This window comes from Algoriphagus persicinus, from assembly GCF_035156415.1.
Taxonomy (GTDB): Bacteria; Bacteroidota; Bacteroidia; order Cytophagales; family Cyclobacteriaceae; genus Algoriphagus; species Algoriphagus persicinus.
In genome coordinates this window covers 142359-163717 of record NZ_JAYEEY010000009.1, presented here as the reverse complement: position 1 = coordinate 163717, position 21359 = coordinate 142359, and the positions used below count along the sequence as shown (strand labels likewise).

Annotated in this window: 14 protein-coding genes and 1 CRISPR repeat array; of the genes, 9 read left to right on the top strand and 5 right to left on the bottom strand. The window is 42.4% G+C overall.

Annotated features, from left to right (window positions below; genetic code table 11):
• Nucleotides 1-69 precede the first annotated feature (69 nt).
• From U3A58_RS09150 to U3A58_RS09130, 5 genes are all read right to left on the bottom strand, one after another.
• Nucleotides 70-1296, bottom strand: a complete 1227-nt coding sequence (locus U3A58_RS09150; RefSeq protein WP_323823112.1) for a hypothetical protein — start codon at nt 1294-1296, stop codon at nt 70-72.
• Nucleotides 1297-1373: 77 nt separating this feature from the next.
• Nucleotides 1374-1595 carry a hypothetical protein gene (locus tag U3A58_RS09145; protein ID WP_323823111.1) on the bottom strand — a complete coding sequence of 74 codons (222 nt, stop codon included), beginning with the start codon at nt 1593-1595 and terminating at the stop codon, nt 1374-1376.
• On the bottom strand, nt 1592-2035 hold the full coding sequence (locus U3A58_RS09140; RefSeq protein ID WP_323823110.1) for a QcrA and Rieske domain-containing protein: 444 nt from the start codon (nt 2033-2035) through the stop codon (nt 1592-1594). The genes U3A58_RS09145 and U3A58_RS09140 overlap by 4 nt, the downstream gene beginning before the upstream one ends.
• A gap of 11 nt (nt 2036-2046) precedes the next feature.
• Nucleotides 2047-3231, bottom strand: coding sequence for a di-heme oxidoredictase family protein (locus U3A58_RS09135; protein ID WP_323823109.1), 1185 nt, complete (start codon nt 3229-3231; stop codon nt 2047-2049).
• Nucleotides 3228-3353, bottom strand: a complete 126-nt coding sequence (locus U3A58_RS09130) for a hypothetical protein (protein ID WP_323823108.1) — start codon at nt 3351-3353, stop codon at nt 3228-3230. Before U3A58_RS09130 ends, U3A58_RS09135 begins: the two co-directional genes overlap by 4 nt.
• A gap of 584 nt (nt 3354-3937) precedes the next feature.
• Between U3A58_RS09130 and cas6 the strand changes: the two genes are divergently transcribed.
• The 9 genes from cas6 to cas2 all read left to right on the top strand — a co-directional run bounded on the left by cas6 (nt 3938) and on the right by cas2 (nt 13607).
• Nucleotides 3938-4729: a CRISPR-associated endoribonuclease Cas6 gene (cas6, locus tag U3A58_RS09125; RefSeq protein WP_323823107.1), complete on the top strand. Its 792-nt coding sequence runs from the start codon at nt 3938-3940 to the stop codon at nt 4727-4729.
• Between the two features lie 5 nt (nt 4730-4734).
• On the top strand, nt 4735-6573 hold the full coding sequence (locus U3A58_RS09120; RefSeq protein ID WP_323823106.1) for a hypothetical protein: 1839 nt from the start codon (nt 4735-4737) through the stop codon (nt 6571-6573).
• A gap of 12 nt (nt 6574-6585) precedes the next feature.
• Nucleotides 6586-7527: a type I CRISPR-associated protein Cas7 gene (locus U3A58_RS09115; RefSeq protein ID WP_323823105.1), complete on the top strand. Its 942-nt coding sequence runs from the start codon at nt 6586-6588 to the stop codon at nt 7525-7527.
• A 3-nt stretch (nt 7528-7530) separates the two neighbouring features.
• Nucleotides 7531-8316 (top strand): CRISPR-associated protein Cas5, encoded by a 786-nt coding sequence (gene cas5, locus U3A58_RS09110; protein ID WP_323823104.1) that lies wholly within the window; start codon nt 7531-7533, stop codon nt 8314-8316.
• 2 nt (nt 8317-8318) lie between these two features.
• The gene (gene cas3, locus U3A58_RS09105; protein ID WP_323823103.1) at nt 8319-10991 is read left to right on the top strand and encodes a CRISPR-associated helicase Cas3'; all 2673 of its coding nucleotides are present in this window, start codon (nt 8319-8321) and stop codon (nt 10989-10991) included.
• 52 nt (nt 10992-11043) lie between these two features.
• Nucleotides 11044-11661, top strand: coding sequence for a hypothetical protein (locus tag U3A58_RS09100; protein WP_323823102.1), 618 nt, complete (start codon nt 11044-11046; stop codon nt 11659-11661).
• Between the two features lie 4 nt (nt 11662-11665).
• Nucleotides 11666-12196: a CRISPR-associated protein Cas4 gene (gene cas4 / locus U3A58_RS09095; protein ID WP_323823101.1), complete on the top strand. Its 531-nt coding sequence runs from the start codon at nt 11666-11668 to the stop codon at nt 12194-12196.
• Between the two features lie 102 nt (nt 12197-12298).
• A complete protein-coding gene (gene cas1b, locus U3A58_RS09090; RefSeq protein ID WP_323823100.1) occupies nt 12299-13303 on the top strand; it encodes a type I-B CRISPR-associated endonuclease Cas1b in 1005 nt (334 codons plus the stop codon).
• A gap of 40 nt (nt 13304-13343) precedes the next feature.
• Nucleotides 13344-13607, top strand: coding sequence for a CRISPR-associated endonuclease Cas2 (gene cas2, locus U3A58_RS09085; RefSeq protein WP_323823099.1), 264 nt, complete (start codon nt 13344-13346; stop codon nt 13605-13607).
• A 214-nt stretch (nt 13608-13821) separates the two neighbouring features.
• A CRISPR array of direct repeats spans nt 13822-21118; the repeat unit is 30 nt; unit sequence CTCTCAATCGCACCAATCTGGAATTGAAAC.
• Nucleotides 21119-21359: the final 241 nt, after the last annotated feature.

Here is a 21359-nt window from a genome sequence, read left to right as displayed (position 1 = left end):
AATATGGGGAATGATATGTATTTAAGCAAGTGCTTAAATACATATCATTCCCAGAAATAAAATAGGATTTTAAAAATAGCTTGATACCCCGACTTGTATTCCACCGATCTTTGAGGGTGGATTACCTAGAAAATCTTGATGCCTCATGTGCCGATAATTGAGCCGGATGACAGTCTGTGGTGCAGGACGAAAGCTGACTGCCGGTACTACCGCCCAGAGATCATCCGAAATAGTGCTACCGGTTTCCCGGAAAGTACCCAGGTTCCAATCCACGAACTCCAGTCTGCAGGCCAGACTTAAAGTTGCCCCATCGAAGCCTGCCAGCTTGCCTCTCAGAATGGGTTGAACTACATCTACAAAGCCTCCCTGCTGCCGATCACCAAATTGCTGACTGTAGGTCTCCGGCACATCCACCAATACCCAGGCCCATTCTCCCACCAGGTAGGTATTGGTCTTGGAAATGGTGGTATTGAAATCCACAGCCAATACGTCTAAGCGTCTTTTACTGTCCAGTGTAAGACCATCTTTCTCAAATTGGTTGTAAACGCCCCCCATGTAGGATAGCCCTATTTCACCGATCTTGAGGTTGCTGACAGCAATTTTCCCTGTGAGTAATGGTTGCCCATTGCTACTTTCTTCAAAACGATCGGCACTCTCTTTAGCTGCTGGAAGGAAGGTTTTGTTCTGGTTATTACTGATGATACTGTTGTCAAACCCATTGGTGAGGTAGGCTTCGTAGCCGAATGCCCAATCCTCTGCATAGTATTTTCCATAAAGGCCAAACCCTACATTGCTCCAGGTAGCGGGGAGCATATCTGTCATGGCAATGGGCCGATCCACGAATTCCCACTTGGGTCCGTCATGGTTTTGGTTAAAAGCCCCGATGGGATTCATGACTACACCTCCTCTGAGGTTGAGCATTGGATGGAAATTAATGTCTAAGGCAGCAAACTCTATGGATATTTTTCTTCCGCCTTCTTCCAATTCGATCTCCGAAAGGAATTTGATTTTTCTGTGAATTGAGGAAGCTACAAAAAGGGTAAAACGCGGAATACGAAAACTGTGTCCATCGGTGATTCCATCTTCGCCCATGTACTGATAATCTGCCTCCACATAGCCGCCAATGGAGGCCGGTAAATTGCCTATCTGAAGAAACGGACGGTTGTACACCGCATCCATGTTCATGGTATGGGCGTCAGTAGTATCTATTGGCGTTCTTTTTAGCAAAGTACTGTCGATCTGCGCCTTTGATTCCAAAGCAAACAGCAAGACAGGTAAGAGTATATACTTTTTCATCTGATTATAATTTAGATTTCTTAGTTAAACGCCTGCGGAATTCGAAAAAACACCTGAAGGATTTAATAATCGTTCTCTTAAGTATCGCTTGGGTCATGTTCAATTTCTTTTGTTCTTTTGCCTTGTCGCAAAAGAACCAAAACGTCAAGACGCCAGCAAAGCTTCACCCCGCAGGCCAGCCGCCTGGCTCGCTGCTGCGACAGCCTTACGTGCCCTAAGAACAAGCATATCTGCTGTTGCGGTGTATGCTGGGATATAATCATCCCTCTGTGTGACACTTGAGTCATGCTCGATTTCATCTGAGGTCGATTTTTATGGAATTGGCTTCAATCTGCACGGGAAAGCTGCGTAATGGACTGTCAGCTGGCCCGTTCTGAACAGCTCCAGTATTGGTGAACTCACTTCCATGGGCGGGACATTGGAATCTGTCACCAAACACCTGTAGCTCAGTACCTTGGTGGGTACAGCGCATCCACAAAGCCCTGTAGTCAGTTTCCGAATTCCTGAATACTGCGATGGGGTATTGCAAGGATTCGTTGTGCGCCACTAAATACGGCCTGTAATTGTCTAGATTATCTTCCGCATTTACCAGAAATGCATCCAGAGGTACCAGCATAAATCCTCCTTCAAGGGCGGCAGGAAGATACTTGGTGCCCGCACAGGAAGTCAAACTGGATGCCCCGGCGATGAGACTTAAACATCCCCAGCCACAGGTCTTTAAAAATTCTTTTCTTTTCATCGAGAGGAGTGTTAAAGAGATTTCAGAAATCGTAATAAGGCGTCTTTTTCCTTTGCCGAAAGGGACTCAAACTGCGCACGGCTGTCGGTTGCCTCTCCACCATGTAACAGAATAGCCGCTTCAATACTCGTTGCCCGGCCATCGTGCATGAGGAAATAGCTGCCTCCTTGTGAGTTAGGTGAAAGACCTAATCCCCAAAGTGGAGGCGTCCTCCATTCGTAGGTTTCAGCGGAACCTTCAGTTGCTCCGTCGTCTAGTTCCGGGCCCATGTCATGTAGTAATAGATCGGTATAAGGAAAAAAGGTTTTGTTGGAAAGGGCTGCTATATCCGAGATTGGGGTCTTCCATTCTGATATATGGCAGGCGTCGCATTGGATCTGACTGAATAATACTTTTCCCTGAATGACCTGTTGATCTACAGGTGAACGTGGTAGGGGGGCCTTGAGAGTTCGAAGGTAAAAAACCACATCCCTGATAGTCTGATCACTTACCTCAGGGTCAATGGTCAGTCCTGAACTAGGATCCACCGGTTCAAAGGTGGAGATGATCCCCATATCCTGATTATAGGCACTGACGGTCTGCTGCAGCAGGTCTATTGCAGCAGCTTTTTTACCAAAGCGGCCGATGTAGCGATCAGTTTCTTTCTGGTGAAACGCCTGCGGAATAAAATAAGCTGGTGGAAACACATAATTGGGTACCCCAGAAATCCCGTCTCCATCCAGATCGTTGGGATCAGTATTAGCCAAGATTTGCTCATCTGTGAGGGCTGCAAGTAAACCCAATCCAGTCACTGCCGGAGGGGTCATTTTCATGAAAGGGACACCATCAGGTAATTTTTCCGGTATGTATCCGGGTAATGCCCGATTTTGTAATTGAGGACCACCTATAGATAAGTTGGGTAATGTATTAGGTGCCGTCTGGCCAAAACGAGTCAAGGTAGTAAAGGGATGACCTTTGCCATCACCTGCATGACAGCTGCCGCAGGAAGTCGCTACAAAAAGCGGCCCCAGTCCATTATTTGCTGTGAAAACCTCCTCATTAAAAGCCAGATCACCAGCCAGAAATTGAGCCTGTTCAGCAGTAGTAAGGTCCTCCAAAGGCCCATCGAGTATTTCGTTGTCTGCTGGAGAGCCGGGAATGATTTGTTCACAGGCAAATGCCAGGCAACCGAGAATTATCAGGAAAAGCTTTTTCATGTGTTTATATTTTGATTTTCAATGGTCAGATAGCCTGTCCCGTCCGCCGCGGCGGATCGGGAGAATCTCGCTATACAGAAAATCATCCCAGTGTGTAACATTTGAGTCATGCTCGATTTCATGTTTCGTTATTAGATATACAAAAGTATAAAGTTAGTCTAATCTAACAAAAAGTTTACAGAAATTTATTTTTATGATTTTAGCTACGGGCTGAGTTGCAATTCATTCGTCTGGATTTTTAATAAGGTCTCTTTTATGGGCAGGAGCGATGGAGATTCCATTTTTTCAACCCGTCCCTAGCGCATACATTACCACCAGGCAGGAAAAGGATAGGAGGGGAGAAGCTTGGGATTTCTATCGGGGAGGAATGAAGTGGTGGCGTCTTGTTTTATTCCGTAATTCGAACCAAATCTGTAAATCCTGCTCACTTTTTAGTCGTTTTTCCTGAAAAATACCCTGTACAGGGTATTTTTTTCTCTTTATTAAATTTCTTTCTTGGAAAAACTTTTAGACCGGAAGATGGCTGCCAACTCATGTTTTTATTCGAAGGACATAAGTTCAGTCCATGGCTTCTTGAACCATCAGAGATTAACTGAGAATCAGTTAACCTATTAGTTAAAGATTATGTGACAGTTAGCGTCAATAATTAGGCTGCGAATTCTGAGTCATTTATTTTAGTCATGTTAATATAATTAAACCCCATCCGATGAGATTTAATATAGTTTTAGAGCGCACAGGAACAGGAAAATTTATCCCTATCAATTACCAATATGAGCTTTCATCAGCGATTTATCGGATTGTAGATCAGGCTGATTCTGGCTTTGCCGATTTCCTACATCATCAAGGATACAGGGCAAATGGAAGGCCTTTCCGCCTTTTTTCTTTTTCGAGGATGTTTTTCCGGGGGTTTAAGGTATTGGCGGAATCCGGTAGGATAGAACATTATGGTAGAGAGGTACGGGTAGAGGTAAGTTTTTTGGTGGATAGAATAGCCGAGGAATTTGTGAAAGGGCTATTTATGAACCAGGAGATATTTCTGGGGGATAAAATTTCTGGTACTACCTATCAGGTACAACGGATAGAAAGTGTGTCAACACCCATTTTTCAGAAAGTAATGCATTATCGATGTTTATCTCCCATTCTGATCAGGCGAAAGCGTCCGTCAGGAGGGGAGGATTATTTAAGTCCTGTGGAGGATGGATATGGAGATTTGATTTTGGAGAATCTAATCTCCAAGAGTGTTGCGCTATCCACAGTGTACCCGGATGGCGGGGTTGGAGTGGTGGATGAGCGTCCTTCTTTGGGTTTGAAAGTTACGGGAAAAATATACAAAAACGGTGTGACCATTAAGCAGCTGACAGCCCAACAGACCAAGCTGATCGGGTATAGCTATGAATTCGAATTAGCTGCTCCGGTTGAATTGCAGGAGATTGGCTATTATGCCGGATTCGGGCATTTGGGCAGTCAGGGATTTGGATGTGTGGGGGTGAAAAATTAAAAGATATGATAAAAGAACTGGTACAATTCGTAAATGACATCCCTGACTCAGTAAAAGCCTTGGCCGTTGAACCCAAAGCTGGGCTACATATTCTGATTGGTTTTGATAAAGACGGAAACGGGAAGAATCTGGAAATCGAACGCTGTTTGGGTAAAAAGCATGGAGCAGCTTCACAGTTTTTAAATGATTGTGCTGCTAGGCAGGAAGCGGCTTGGATGATAGATACTAATAAGTGTTTTGATCTACCGATGAAGGGGTTACACTCGGCGAGCCCTTTTTGTATTGCTTTCAAGAGAGAGTCTTGGATAGGGGGAGACAAATATCCAACTGATGGCAAAAAAGCAAACATAATTGAGCGTTTTGAAACATATTTTGGAAAAACATTCGAAGAAAAATTTGGTCTGGATGAGATTGAGAAACAGAAAACTATCCAGTTTAAATTTTTTCTAAAAAATGAAATGAACTCCCTTTTGGAGACAATTCCGGAATACGGGGAATTAGAGGGGAGCGACTATGTAATTTTTTACAGGGATGAACCTTTAGAAAAATACCGGACTTTTCAGGAAATCTATTTATCAGAAGGACTTTTCAACACAGCGGAATTTAATATAGAATTTGGAGAAGAAATACTTGGAACCAGCAATTTTCACAATGGTTTTAACAGTAAAAAACCTTTTCTCACCCATCAAACAGCCTCTTTTGACATCACTTCCAGAATCAGTGCCTCAGAAGCAAAGGCACTCTCAGAATTTCAGGTTTATACGAACAAACGATTGGTTCCTAACCCAGCCCCAATTTTTATCGATAAGCCTGAGCTTACAAAAGATGCCATAAATCTCTTCCATAGATCGAAAGATAAAAAACTCTCGCATCGGGAGATTATCAGTGAATTATGGAAAAGAGATAAGGATTTGGGCAACTATTACCTGCTCTATTTTTCCGGCGGAGCTATACAGGATTTTGACTATGTGAGCAAGTTCAGATACCACCTCAGTGAAGAAAAAGATCCAGACGGCGAAAATGCCTATTGGACTATTGAAAACGTTACCGAAATCAAAGACAAGGATAAATTACCGAAACCCTCTATCCGCCTAAAATCAGTTTTCGACTTTGAGCGCATGGTGGTTAGAGAGCTTTTTAACAATGCATTGATCAAAATTGATGACAAAAAAGGTAGCATAACCATGCGCTATTTTGATGAGATGGATCCTAAATACTATCGGGCAGCCCTATTTACCTTACTCCTTAAATACCGCAGGCCGATCTATGACTTTATTTATAAGTCTATGCGCAAGAGTATCGGTAGGCAGCAGTTTGAGGACATCTGCATGACCGGTATTTTGGATGATCTCAGAAACCTTGAAAGCAATAAAGAATATGCCATTAAAACCAAACTGAATATTTACTTCAGTCTCTATTCTTATTTTGACAAAACTCAAAAACCTACTTCTATGCCAAGTAAAATTGAAGCACACAAAACCGAAACATCCCAGGTGGTGGACGGGACAGATGTTCACTTTGCCACGGATGATGCTTATGCCTTTGGGGCAGGCCAATTGATTTATTTTCTACTTTCCAAAAGCGAGGCAGGAGACCGCACCCATGCCGTACTGGAGCCATTTCTGCAAAAGACAAATCATGCCCACTTTAACGAAGCAATTGCAGGTATCCTGTTAAAATACAAGCATGCCATCGGCTTTGATTATAAGCGATTTAACAAACTTGCTGGGGAAGTACTTGCCTACGAGCCTACGGCAGGACTTCAGCAATTACGCCCTTCCTTGTTGGCAGGCTATTTCTGTCCTAATGTACTTTTCACTAAAAAATCAGATTCTCCATCCTAAAAAATTCCTATTATGACCAGATTCACCAAAAGAGCTTACGGAGCAGCCGTAATCAAAAGCATCAATTCTAACTACAACGCAGACTTTACCCACCAACCCAGAACCCTACCGGATGGCCGGATATATGCCACTGATAAGGCATTGAAATATTTGGTAAGGAACTACCTGAAGCACGAGACAGACGAAAATATTTTTTATTACAAGACTTTGAAGGAGGATACTCTTAACCCTCGTTCACTGGATGAAACTTATGTGAAATATTTTGGAGAAATCCCGACAGGTCAAGGTAAAGGTGTAGAAAAAGAAGCCACTAAAAAAAGAGAGATGCTTGGAAATCTATTGCAAAGCTTGGATATAAGATTATTTGGAGGAACCTACGCAGGTTCAACAAACCTGTCTTTGCATGGCCCGACACAGATAACTCATGGCATTAATCAGTTTATAAGAGGGGAAATCTTTTCCGAACAGATCATGTCTCCTTTCCGAAACTCCGCTGAAGGCAAAGAGGATTCTGCAATGACCACCCTCGGCTCTCAGTCTAAACTGCGGGAAGGGCATTACGTACACGGCATTTCTGTAAATCCCAAAAATCTTGCAACAATGACCGAACTGTCTGGAACAGAAAATTTTCTAACAGATCGCGATATTGAAAAATTAAAATTGGGCTTGCGAAGAGGTGCTACCTATTACGATTCCTCAGCCAAAGCAGGAACAGATAATGAACTCCTCCTGTGGGTAGAATTGAAAGAAGGTTCTAAACTGGTACTTCCATCTTTTACGGAACTTGTCCAGGTTCTTGATTCAGATAAACGTGAAATTGACTTGCAAAAGGTAAAAGACTTGCTCGCCCAAGACCACGTGAAGTCCGAAGTGGAGAAAATAGAGGTTTTCTATAACAAAGTTATTACCACTGTTATTAATCTGCCTGAAGGTGCAGTAGAACTAGACCTTTGATCCATGGAAAGATTAATATCTATAGACTTAGAGGCGGATTTTGGGTTTTTGCGAAAGCCCGATACCAATGATGGTATCGCCATGAGCTACAATATGCTTCATAAACCGGGCTTGTTAGGCATATTTGGAGCTATTCTTGGTTTGGAAGGCTATCAAAAGCGAGGCGTACTTCCTGCATACTATCAACAACTCCATGATTTGAAAGTTGGCATAGCTCCATTACGGGATGAACGCGGTAATTTTTCTAAGACCACCATTGTCTACACCAATACTGTGGGCTATGCGAATAAGGACGGGAACCTGATCGCTTATGAAAACACCTTGATAAAACCATCTTACCGTGTCTTTGTAGTATTAAGCGAGGAACATCCGTTGTATCATTCCCTGAAAAATGGACAGGCGGAATATATTCCTTATTTAGGAAAGAATGAATTCCCCGTATGGTGGGCGCCGGAAAGCTTCCAAGAGCATGAGCTGAATCTGTTTGATTTTGATCATGAATATCAGGTGGTTTCACTGTTTTGTAAGAATGAAGAGGAAAGCAGCAGGGTAAATGAATCTGGAGGAAATACCTTGGGCTTTGCCTCTATGTTCACCAAATATGTAGAATCCTTTTTCTACTTCGAGCGACTACCAGTAGGTTTTCAAGAGTTTGAGATGAAAAAGCGTGGAAAGGAATACCAGTATCAAATGGCTCCATTTGTTTATTCCAATGCTAAATTCAATGTGGAGTACCAATTAGAGAATCTATACAGATTGAAAGACAATCAGGTGGTACAACTCAACTAGCCATGAAGTCATTCAAGGAACTGATAGCAGAAGAACAGGTTGGCACGCTGCTCAAGAATCCTGATCATTATCTGGCGCACACTCCAAATGAAACTCTGGGAGAACATATGGGTCTAGTAACCCATTATTTTCAGGACTTGATAGCTGTACATAGCTTGGAACCCTTGATAGACATAATGGTATTAAAGCTCTGTAAAGATGCGGAAGGCCTCGCCACTTTTGCCAAAAAGCTCTTTTGGCAGGCGATCCTATACCATGATTTTGGGAAAGTAAATGAGAACTTTCAACGGAAGCTTGATAATCTGGCGCATTTTCCCAAACCCATCCAGAACGGGATAGATTCTCAGCATTCCGTGCTGAGTGCTTTCCTGTTTTTGATCCATCAGCTTTCTGATGGGTTTGAAATTTTGGTAAATGAGTCCCAGAAAGACCAGCGAAAGATGATTGCATTCACTTTTGCACTTGCCCACACAATTATGCGGCATCATAATCCGAGTTTAGATGATATATCTGCTGAAAAAACACTTGACAAACTCAATAGCCAATTATACAAAGAACTAGAAATCTATTTACACTGCTACAAAAAGACCTTTCACCCACAGTTGATAGCGGGGATTTATTCCTTACGAAAATCTAATGTTCACTTTGAGAAATTGGATTTTGAATGGTTTGCACTGATCAGGTTAAACTTTTCATTGCTCACTGCAGCAGACTATTATGCCACTTCGCATTATTGTAACAAGTGGGAAAGTTTCTATGTTGCCTTTGGAGTATTGACAGCAATTCAGAGAAACAAGCATTTCTCGGCTTTAATGCATACGCATTCCCATAATGAATCCCTATACAAACGATTTGAGGAAATTGCTTCCAAAAGTCCTGATACTTTTCGACAAAAGTCCCCGGAAAATCTAAACAAATTGCGTTCAAGAATGGCTGCTGAAGTCATTCAAAAAGTGAGGGAGCAATCAAGTGGGCGTCTTTTTTACCTTGAAGCGCCTACAGGAGGAGGTAAAACAAATATGGCTTTCATCGCTTCCATGGAGCTGCTTCAGGCTAATCCGGAATTGAATAAAGTGTTTTATGTGTTTCCTTTTACTACGCTCGCAACCCAAACCCTACAAGCATCGCAGCAGACGCTTGGGCTGGAGCCTGAGGAATGGATAGAGCTGCATGGTAGGGCTGCATGGAAGCAAAAGGCAGCAAAAGAGGAAACAAAAGATGGGTTGTATGGAGAGGAGCGGATGGACGATATCCATAACCAGTTTGTAAATTATCCTTATACGTTTCTAAGCCATGTGCGCTTTTTCGATATCCTTAAAGCTGATGAGAAATCCAGCATTTACCTGATGCACCGTCTGGCAAATAGCATCGTGGTAATTGATGAGGTGCAGGCGTATAATCCAGAGCTATGGGATAAAATGGCGTATCTACTGAAAGCTTATGCGGAAGCTTTTAATATTCGCTTTATTGTCATGTCGGCTACGCTGCCCAAAATAGGCTCTTTGGCTGAGGCTGATTTTTGTTATCTGCTTCCAGATGCCATTGATCGGTTTTTTACCAATCCAAACTTTGCTGACCGTGTTAGCTTTAGTGACGAGTTGTTAGCCAGAAAACAACCAAAAAAGGAAGATCGCCAAGATTACCTGAACTGGCTGGCAAATGAAATCCATGAAAAATCAGAAGCCTATAGGTCTAAAAATGGACAGGTGAGGACAATTGTGGAATTTATTTTCAAAAAATCAGCTACAGAATTTGCCACACTCGCAGAGGAGGTATTTCATGGATACACGGTTCATGTGTTGAGTGGTACTATTCTAGAGCCTAAAAGGAAAAACATTATTCGGCGGCTGAAATCTGCTAGTGATACTGAGAAAAATGTACTGCTCATCACAACGCAAGTGGTGGAGGCAGGAGTGGATATTGATATGGATCTAGGCTTTAAAAACCGTTCCATCATAGACTCGGAAGAGCAGCTGGCCGGTCGTGTCAATAGAAATGTGAAAAAGGAGGGTTGCACGGTGTATCTATTTGACTTGGATGATGCAAGCGTGATTTATGGAAAGGACAGAAGATTTAGGGAAACCCGTCAAAGTCTTGAAAAGGACTATTTCAACATACTGCGAACCAAGCAGTTTGACCGGCTTTATGAAAAAGTAAAGGAATGGATGGATCACACCAATCTAGAGACGGGATTGGCAGGTACAGGCAGGGATTATCGGGAACAGCTAATAGGGAAACTCAATTTTCCGAAGGTGGATTCGGAGTTTACCCTGATTTCCCAGTCCAATGTCAGTGTATTTGTTCCTTTGGAAATTAGGATTAAAGACGGGGAGGAAGAAGTTTTTACCGAACAGCAACTCGACTTTTTAGAGACATTCGGTGTGTTTCCTCAAAGTGATTGTCTATCAGGGGAAGATATTTTTAACCTATACCGAAGGTTGATACAGGATCGCACAGATGTCTTTACTGATAGAAAAAGAAATCTGAAAATGCTGCAATCCATAATGGCGATGTTCACATTTTCATTGTTTTCGGAATCAAAACTAGTCAGCGAATTAAAAAAAGGAGGCAACAGGGAGGAGTATGGTTATATCTACCTAGTCAGTCATAGGGAAGTATATGATTACAATAAGGGATTGCTCGACCAGAAGTTTAGCGAATTGATATTTATATAACCAGACCTTCAAGGTTTTTAAAAATCTTGAAGGTCTGCCAAAAACAGAAGCAATGCCCGATCCACGCATACCGTTAGAACCTGATCAGATGTACCACATCTGGACCCATGCGAGTGGCAGCGAAAATCTGTTTCGGTCAGATGAGAATTACCGGTATTTTCTGGAGAAATATGCCCATTACATATACTCTGTTGCGGATACCTTTGCTTATTGCCTCATGCCCAATCACCTGCATCTGATGGTGAGGTTTCGGAGTATGGAGGATCTAAAAAACCTTCAAGGTTTCCAAAACCTTGAAGGTTTGGACATGGCAGTGGAGCGTTTCTTGAGCCAGCAATTCAGCAATCTTTTCAATGCCTATACCAAAGCCTACAACAAAATGTATGACCGGAGAGGCAATCTTTTCATCCCCCGGTTTAAACGCAAAGTAATTGATTCTGAAAGTTATTTTACTGTACTGATTGCATATATACACAATAATCCGGTACACCATGAATTTGTATCAGACCCTAAAAATTGGCCACACAGCAGCTGGCATACTTACCTAATGGCTAACCCCACGAAACTTTCAAGACAGGAAGGAATAGATTGGTTTGGAGGAGCAGAAGCATTTGTCACGTTTCACCGGCTGCAGAAAAACAGGGAAGTTATTTTACTATTCGAAGACTAATCTCATGCAAATCAACGCTACCCTTATTAATCTTTACCATATCTGCAAGCGCGAATGCTGGCTGCATGCGAATGGTGTAACCATGGAACATACCTCCGATACGGTTTATGACGGGAAGCTGCTACACGAAAACAGCTATCCGGGACGCAATGAGAAGCATACCGAGATGATAGTGGAAGCCAGGCATAGAGGCATCAGCCTGACTGGAAAAATCGATTTCTACGATGCACGGCAACAGCTTATCCACGAAACAAAACGCAGTGACAAGGCGGAGCAAGCCCATGCTTGGCAAGTAAAATTCTATTTGTGGCTACTCCGCCTCAACGGAATCGAGGGAGCATCAGCCATTCTGGAATATCCCCTGCTTCGCCAAACTGACCGACTGGAGCTTATGGAAGCTGACATTAATTATTTGGAGCAAACAGTGGTAAAAATAGCAGCTTTAAAAGAAAACGGGCAATGCCCTCCTGTTATAAATGCCAAGATCTGTAAAAGCTGCAGCTATTTTGATTTTTGTTATTCCGGAGAGGAGTAAGACCTATATGAATCTGAAATTTTTGTATCTAAGATGTCTATTTCTACTGTTCAGGATTGATTAGGATGAACTTATGTTTTCAAAGTGTCTGCAACCACGTTTATGAAAAAAACCTACTATCTATTTAATCCTGGTCGCCTGAGTCGCAAAGACAACACGCTAAAATTTACTCCGGTAGATGAATCGGGTAGGGAAGGAGTACCGAAGTATCTTCCGGTAGAAGGGATATCCGATCTTTATTGCTTTGGTAGCTTGGACACGAATTCTGCTTTATACAACTTTCTGGGCAAAGCCGGGATTAGCATTCATTTTTTTGATTATTACGAACATTATACAGGAAGTTTTCAACCCAAGGAATACCTATTGGCAGGCAAAATGCAGATCAGTCAAACCAACCATTATCTGGATCGGAATAAACGTCTTAAAATCGCCAGAAAATTTGTAGAGGGGGCTGCATTCAACATCACCAAAAACCTTCGATATTATATGAAAAGGGAACGGGATTTGGATCAACAGCTCAATCGGATTCAATCCTATTCGGAACTTGTCGCAACTGCCTCTGATATTCCTTCCCTGATGGGTATTGAAGGAAATATACGGAGTACTTATTATGAAGCCTTTGACCATATCATCAAGGATCACGCGATGGAAAGCCGAAGCATGCGTCCCCCACTTAATGAGATCAATACACTTATCTCATTTGGTAATATGCTATGCTACACCCAATGTCTGGATCAGCTTTACCATACCCAATTGAATCCTACGATTAGTTACTTGCACGAACCCGGATACCGAAGGTATTCTTTGGCATTGGATCTGGCCGAGATTTTCAAGCCTATATTAGTAGATCGGACTATTTTCAGAGTGCTAAACAAGCGGGAAATCCAATCCAAGGATTTTGATTTTCAAACTAACCGAGTGACACTCAAAGAGTCGGGGAAAAGAGCTTTTCTCAAGGCATTTGAGGAAAGGCTAAATGAAACTATCAAGCATAGAACCCTGAATAAACATGTTAGTTATAAGCACTTAATCAAACTGGAATGCTACAAGCTCAGTAAGCATATTTTGGAAATAGAAACGTATAAACCATTTAAAATCTGGTGGTGAGGATCAAAGCAGCCCTGGGGAAACGCTAAATAAAATTAGTATGTATGTAGTATTGGTATATGACATTGGTGAGCAAAGGGTAGGGAAGATGCTTAAATTGTGCAGGAGATATTTGAATTGGATCCAAAATTCTGTGTTTGAAGGGGAGATCACCGAAGTCAAATTAAAGGAGCTGCTGGCTAATGCGAAAAAATTTATGAAAGTTGAGCAAGACAGCATTATAATTTTCAAGAGCAGAGATGAACGATGGCTTGAAAAGGAAATAGTGGGTCTTGAAAAAAACGATTTAGATACATTTTTATAGGGATTAGGTTGTCGATGTACCTGCTCTTTGCAGCATACCCGAAGTTCACATTGGGGGAAAGGAACCTAAAGTCAATTTTTAACACTGAGAAGAAGGTTGTCGCACCCTGGGTAAAAACGATGGATCTGGCATCGACAACTATAGCTCATATTTTTTATCGTAAAAACCCTTTTAGAATGGCAAAAAAGAGCTATTTTTAACGCGGAGCCATCGGCTCTCAATCGCACCAATCTGGAATTGAAACTTGGTTTATGAGGGCGTAGGGGTTGCTGATGTAGGTTCTCTCAATCGCACCAATCTGGAATTGAAACGCTGTTATGCCGTACGTGTTTTCGCATATTAGATTACTCTCAATCGCACCAATCTGGAATTGAAACTTGGTTTATGAGGGCGTAGGGGTTGCTGATGTAGGTTCTCTCAATCGCACCAATCTGGAATTGAAACGCTGTTATGCCGTACGTGTTTTCGCATATTAGATTACTCTCAATCGCACCAATCTGGAATTGAAACGGGTTTAAATCCGCATCCACATTCATAGTCCAGCCTGCTCTCAATCGCACCAATCTGGAATTGAAACGGAGAAGAATGGATGCTACTATTTGCGCCAAATAACCTCTCAATCGCACCAATCTGGAATTGAAACATCGATGCTAGGTGAATCTGTCTTCCTGAGTGATTACTCTCAATCGCACCAATCTGGAATTGAAACGGGCGAAGGTTCGAGCCCCTCTTTTTTTACGATTGACTCTCAATCGCACCAATCTGGAATTGAAACGGGTTTAAATCCGCATCCACATTCATTGTCCAGCCTCTCTCAATCGCACCAATCTGGAATTGAAACGGGTTTAAATCCGCATCCACATTCATTGTCCAGCCTCTCTCAATCGCACCAATCTGGATTTGAAACGCCAGGATCTCAAGTCGCTTACCCTCATTAGCCGTCTCTCTCAATCGCACCAATCTGGAATTGAAACTACAAAACTCCGTTTCTTGAAATCTTCCCATTAATACTCTCAATCGCACCAATCTGGAATTGAAACCCTGTTAATAACCATCGACTATTAAGATTCTCGAAGCTCTCAATCGCACCAATCTGGAATTGAAACCGTAGCTACCTGCTAAAAGTTCACTAAATACCCATTCTCTCAATCGCACCAATCTGGAATTGAAACTGGATAAATGCCAAAGATCCTTTCCGGCCGGAAAGGCTCTCAATCGCACCAATCTGGAATTGAAACATGATTCACTTTCTTTCACCAAGGCTCAGGTAGGTGACTCTCAATCGCACCAATCTGGAATTGAAACAGACTATTGAGAGAAGAACTATTGAAGGCAGAAGATCTCTCAATCGCACCAATCTGGAATTGAAACTCGGTTCCACCGCCTGAATAAACGCCCCTACGCTCGCTCTCAATCGCACCAATCTGGAATTGAAACGAAGCTGGTTGTTCATTCCCAATATAGGAATCGGTACTCTCAATCGCACCAATCTGGAATTGAAACATATTCTGCGCTCGTTTCAGGCATTCAGGGCAAGCTACTCTCAATCGCACCAATCTGGAATTGAAACAATGAAGGAAGCTAAGGAAATGGAAAGAACTCGTTTCTCTCAATCGCACCAATCTGGAATTGAAACAAGATGTAAGCGATGCACTCGAGTCGGCTAGAAAAGCTCTCAATCGCACCAATCTGGAATTGAAACTTCGAATATTCCTCTTGTTTTTAATTTTTCTCCTAGCTCTCAATCGCACCAATCTGGAATTGAAACTTGTTTCCAAATAGCTTTAAGTTCTTCGAAATCATTCTCTCAATCGCACCAATCTGGAATTGAAACTTCGAATATTCCTCTTGTTTTTAATTTTTCTCCTAGCTCTCAATCGCACCAATCTGGAATTGAAACTTGTTTCCAAATAGCTTTAAGTTCTTCGAAATCATTCTCTCAATCGCACCAATCTGGAATTGAAACGGATTTCGGAATGCAATTCGAAGAGTCTTTGAAAAGCTCTCAATCGCACCAATCTGGAATTGAAACTATCTAGGAATTTGGAATCTAGAAACGATAACTTCTCTCTCAATCGCACCAATCTGGAATTGAAACAGAAAAAATCATAAAACTAGAATATTTTGGATCAAACTCTCAATCGCACCAATCTGGAATTGAAACCACGTTGAAGGAAAAAGAAGACGCTGAGCCAGTGGCCTCTCAATCGCACCAATCTGGAATTGAAACGTATCTTTGTGGAGTGGTTTGAGGTAAGGCGTAAATCTCTCAATCGCACCAATCTGGAATTGAAACGGATACAATGCAATGTCAGACGTAGAATTCCATTTGCTCTCAATCGCACCAATCTGGAATTGAAACATCTCTACAAAAGCGTTTGCTCTCATGATTGCCAAACTCTCAATCGCACCAATCTGGAATTGAAACGCGGGAGATTCACACGCAGATGGGAGGCGCTGCCATCTCTCAATCGCACCAATCTGGAATTGAAACATCTAAAAGGCGTTAACATGGTTAACGAATCAAAGACTCTCAATCGCACCAATCTGGAATTGAAACCAGAAGGTGTTACCGGATACGTTAACGGTCAATTGCTCTCAATCGCACCAATCTGGAATTGAAACATTTCTTTTACGATACCAGCGATCCATTCTACCTTACTCTCAATCGCACCAATCTGGAATTGAAACAAGTCTATTGTGTTACCGTTACACTATCCTGTAATGCTCTCAATCGCACCAATCTGGAATTGAAACCGGATTATATCTCCCTGTATTCATCGACAACCGTGACTCTCAATCGCACCAATCTGGAATTGAAACGGATCAATCACAACCGATAATTGACTCAATCCACAACTCTCAATCGCACCAATCTGGAATTGAAACACTTGTATTTGTAAGCAGATATTCTGGAGCTTTGACCTCTCAATCGCACCAATCTGGAATTGAAACGTGTCGAATGCCTCGTAATCAGTAAACTGACTAGTTCTCTCAATCGCACCAATCTGGAATTGAAACTAAGTGAGTTCTATTTGTCCTGTAACATCAATTGTCCTCTCAATCGCACCAATCTGGAATTGAAACATGTTTAAATATATTTAAAGGCTGTTTTTGCTTACACTCTCAATCGCACCAATCTGGAATTGAAACGATTCTCCATTTACCTTATCCCAAACAATCCAACAACTCTCAATCGCACCAATCTGGAATTGAAACATAACAACTTTTCCATCACCTATCAAACGTCTGTACCTCTCAATCGCACCAATCTGGAATTGAAACAATTGTAGCACAGGGAATAATCATAGAATGGATTGGCTCTCAATCGCACCAATCTGGAATTGAAACGTTCCTTTTGGATATAGGGAATAGGAGCTTCAATCACTCTCAATCGCACCAATCTGGAATTGAAACTAATCTGCAACCTTGATAAGGCGCTCAACATATTTTCTCTCAATCGCACCAATCTGGAATTGAAACTAGCCTTGTCCGTTATTCGTCATGCCCTTGAGTTCCCTCTCAATCGCACCAATCTGGAATTGAAACAAGCGTTCAGCCTTACCGATATTACCGTTATACCGTCTCTCAATCGCACCAATCTGGAATTGAAACAAGAAAATCCAGTCACTTGAATGCTCTAGACTATTCCTCTCAATCGCACCAATCTGGAATTGAAACCTGTGTAAATAGTGTGTAAGCCAGTGTGTAAATTACCTCTCAATCGCACCAATCTGGAATTGAAACGTTATTCACACCCCTATAATCCACATTTTCAATATACTCTCAATCGCACCAATCTGGAATTGAAACGGAAATAAACGGCGTTCTCCTGCTTAATTAGCAGTTCTCTCAATCGCACCAATCTGGAATTGAAACATCGGTATTGGATTGGTACGAAGGATATGTTTGTAACTCTCAATCGCACCAATCTGGAATTGAAACTAATAAGTGTTTAATGAAAAATCTAGCCTCTAGTTTCTCTCAATCGCACCAATCTGGAATTGAAACAAAGGAACCGTATTCACATATTCCCAATTGACCAGCCTCTCAATCGCACCAATCTGGAATTGAAACAAAGGAACCGTATTCACATATTCCCAATTGACCAGCCTCTCAATCGCACCAATCTGGAATTGAAACAGAAAGCAGGGTATTTTTCCTTAAGCCTATTAAATGCTCTCAATCGCACCAATCTGGAATTGAAACGACAGTTAGGGGATGTGTATTTGTCCGCAAATACTGCTCTCAATCGCACCAATCTGGAATTGAAACATTGAATTTGAACACACAATTGTTAATGATAAAAGACTCTCAATCGCACCAATCTGGAATTGAAACCCGAGACCCATATCGCGTATCTGAAGGCCGCAGCTGCTCTCAATCGCACCAATCTGGAATTGAAACAGACTATATACTACCCACGTTTGTGGTACCAAAAGCCTCTCAATCGCACCAATCTGGAATTGAAACGACTGTTATAGATGCTCTAAACTTTGCTGATAGCCCCTCTCAATCGCACCAATCTGGAATTGAAACAGACTATATACTACCCACGTTTGTGGTACCAAAAGCCTCTCAATCGCACCAATCTGGAATTGAAACGACTGTTATAGATGCTCTAAACTTTGCTGATAGCCCCTCTCAATCGCACCAATCTGGAATTGAAACAGGTCTTATTCTGTGCGCTTGCCTTGTTTTCACCGTCTCTCAATCGCACCAATCTGGAATTGAAACTAAAATAACGCACCATAACACAGTATAAAATCAAGCCTCTCAATCGCACCAATCTGGAATTGAAACGAGACGGGGTTTCTTTTTTAGCGTCATTGCGAGGAGGCTCTCAATCGCACCAATCTGGAATTGAAACGAAAGGTGACACCGTGGAGATACGAACCAATAGCATCTCTCAATCGCACCAATCTGGAATTGAAACCCGTGTAGGAGGCGTGGCAAAGTGGACAGGCTGGATCTCTCAATCGCACCAATCTGGAATTGAAACTGAAGGAAAGAATGTTGATATTCTTACTGTTACAGACTCTCAATCGCACCAATCTGGAATTGAAACAACAGAAAATGTAGATCAAACCCGATCCTTGAAATCCTCTCAATCGCACCAATCTGGAATTGAAACCGATCTCTACAATCTTGGATTCGCTGGCTCTGTATTCTCTCAATCGCACCAATCTGGAATTGAAACTGATGAAGCTGCCTATAGAGGCTAGCGCTGTGCCTACTCTCAATCGCACCAATCTGGAATTGAAACATAATGGAATCGTAATCGAGCGCAAATCACCATTCGCTCTCAATCGCACCAATCTGGAATTGAAACCTAAGATCTCAAAGCTCACCACATGAGAAGCAAGCGCTCTCAATCGCACCAATCTGGAATTGAAACAAGTGTTGCTCAACACGTAATCCATCAGGGGAAAAGACTCTCAATCGCACCAATCTGGAATTGAAACCTCTTACTCACTCACCTATGCTAAAAAGGATAGGAACTCTCAATCGCACCAATCTGGAATTGAAACTAAGAAGTGTTTCAAGCTTCTTGTTACCCGGCTTCTCTCTCAATCGCACCAATCTGGAATTGAAACCCAACACAACCAGGATAAAATCGCCTCTGACAAGGACTCTCAATCGCACCAATCTGGAATTGAAACAAATACCGGAGAGGCCTTCTATAGATTCCTGGAGCACTCTCAATCGCACCAATCTGGAATTGAAACTGGTATCTTAGACCCTTTCAATAAAAAAACTATGTTCTCTCAATCACACCAATCTGGAATTGAAACAAATACCGGAGAGGCCTTCTATAGATTCCTGGAGCACTCTCAATCGCACCAATCTGGAATTGAAACTGGTATCTTAGACCCTTTCAATAAAAAAACTATGTTCTCTCAATCACACCAATCTGGAATTGAAACCCATCTTGCCCATACTCTGCAAGAGCAAAGCCTTCACTCTCAATCGCACCAATCTGGAATTGAAACGGGAGAAAAACGCATACGTACGGCTATGCTTCTCATCTCTCAATCGCACCAATCTGGAATTGAAACCGAGCTGAAGCGGTGCATTGTGTGCGTTGGCGATGCTCTCAATCGCACCAATCTGGAATTGAAACGTGCTTTCCAGCCGTTACGCTGGCCTTCAGACAAGGCTCTCAATCGCACCAATCTGGAATTGAAACATTGAAAGGACCCGATGATAGGCTGGCAAATTCCACCTCTCAATCGCACCAATCTGGAATTGAAACAGGAGCTACCCCTGAGGAGATCGAATGGGTCAAATCCCTCTCAATCGCACCAATCTGGAATTGAAACATGTAAGAAACAAGCTCAACGGATCCGTCCTATCAACTCTCAATCGCACCAATCTGGAATTGAAACCAAGATCCTGTCTGGATCTCAATGATCGAAAGATTCCTCTCAATCGCACCAATCTGGAATTGAAACAGATGTATTCCCTTACAATGTTGGGAGAGTATATGCCTCTCAATCGCACCAATCTGGAATTGAAACTGAAAAGATGGGGGGGTAATCTGTCCTATTGCTTTCTCTCAATCGCACCAATCTGGAATTGAAACATATTTTCGGAGATCCCAAAACGCTCACAGGACAGACTCTCAATCGCACCAATCTGGAATTGAAACCCGACTTCTCCGTCACCCTGCCAGCAGAACTTTGGGCTCTCAATCGCACCAATCTGGAATTGAAACATTGAAAGGACCCGATGATAGGCTGGCAAATTCCACCTCTCAATCGCACCAATCTGGAATTGAAACAAAATAACCCAATAGGGGGTACCGGTGAGAGACAGGCTCTCAATCGCACCAATCTGGAATTGAAACATTGAAAGGACCCGATGATAGGCTGGCAAATTCCACCTCTCAATCGCACCAATCTGGAATTGAAACAGGAGCTACCCCTGAGGAGATCGAATGGGTCAAATCCCTCTCAATCGCACCAATCTGGAATTGAAACATTTCTATCTGTAAAAACTATTCTAGACATAACTATCTCTCAATCGCACCAATCTGGAATTGAAACCCGCTCCCGCCTCGCGCAGATCCTCACCGCAGCCCGCTCTCAATCGCACCAATCTGGAATTGAAACAAAATAAACCAATAGGGGGTACCGGTGAGAGACAGGCTCTCAATCGCACCAATCTGGAATTGAAACCTATTTCCCGCATACCAGCTCCGCCTGTATTAAAAACTCTCAATCGCACCAATCTGGAATTGAAACGATACAGTAGTGATGATTCTACGTGATCCAGATAGCCTCTCAATCGCACCAATCTGGAATTGAAACCTATTTCCCGCATACCAGCTCCGCCTGTATTAAAAACTCTCAATCGCACCAATCTGGAATTGAAACGATACAGTAGTGATGATTCTACGTGATCCAGATAGCCTCTCAATCGCACCAATCTGGAATTGAAACCCAGATTGCTTCGGTCGTCCCTCCCTCGCAAAGACGCTCTCAATCGCGCCAATGTGGAATTCGAACGAGACCTTGGAGAGCCTGTGTTAGCCACTGATTTGCTCTCAATCGCTGAAACATATTGAGACTGCTTCGTACCTCGCAGTGACGAATACTCTCAATCGCAGCAATCCGGAATTGAAATTTCCATAGGATAGTTGTCACCCCAATGGCATCTGCCCTCTTAATCGCACCAATCTGGCTCTGTATAATCAAGAAACTTGTTACTTTATGAGTTATTTAAGAATTCGTTTTGACCCAAAAAATA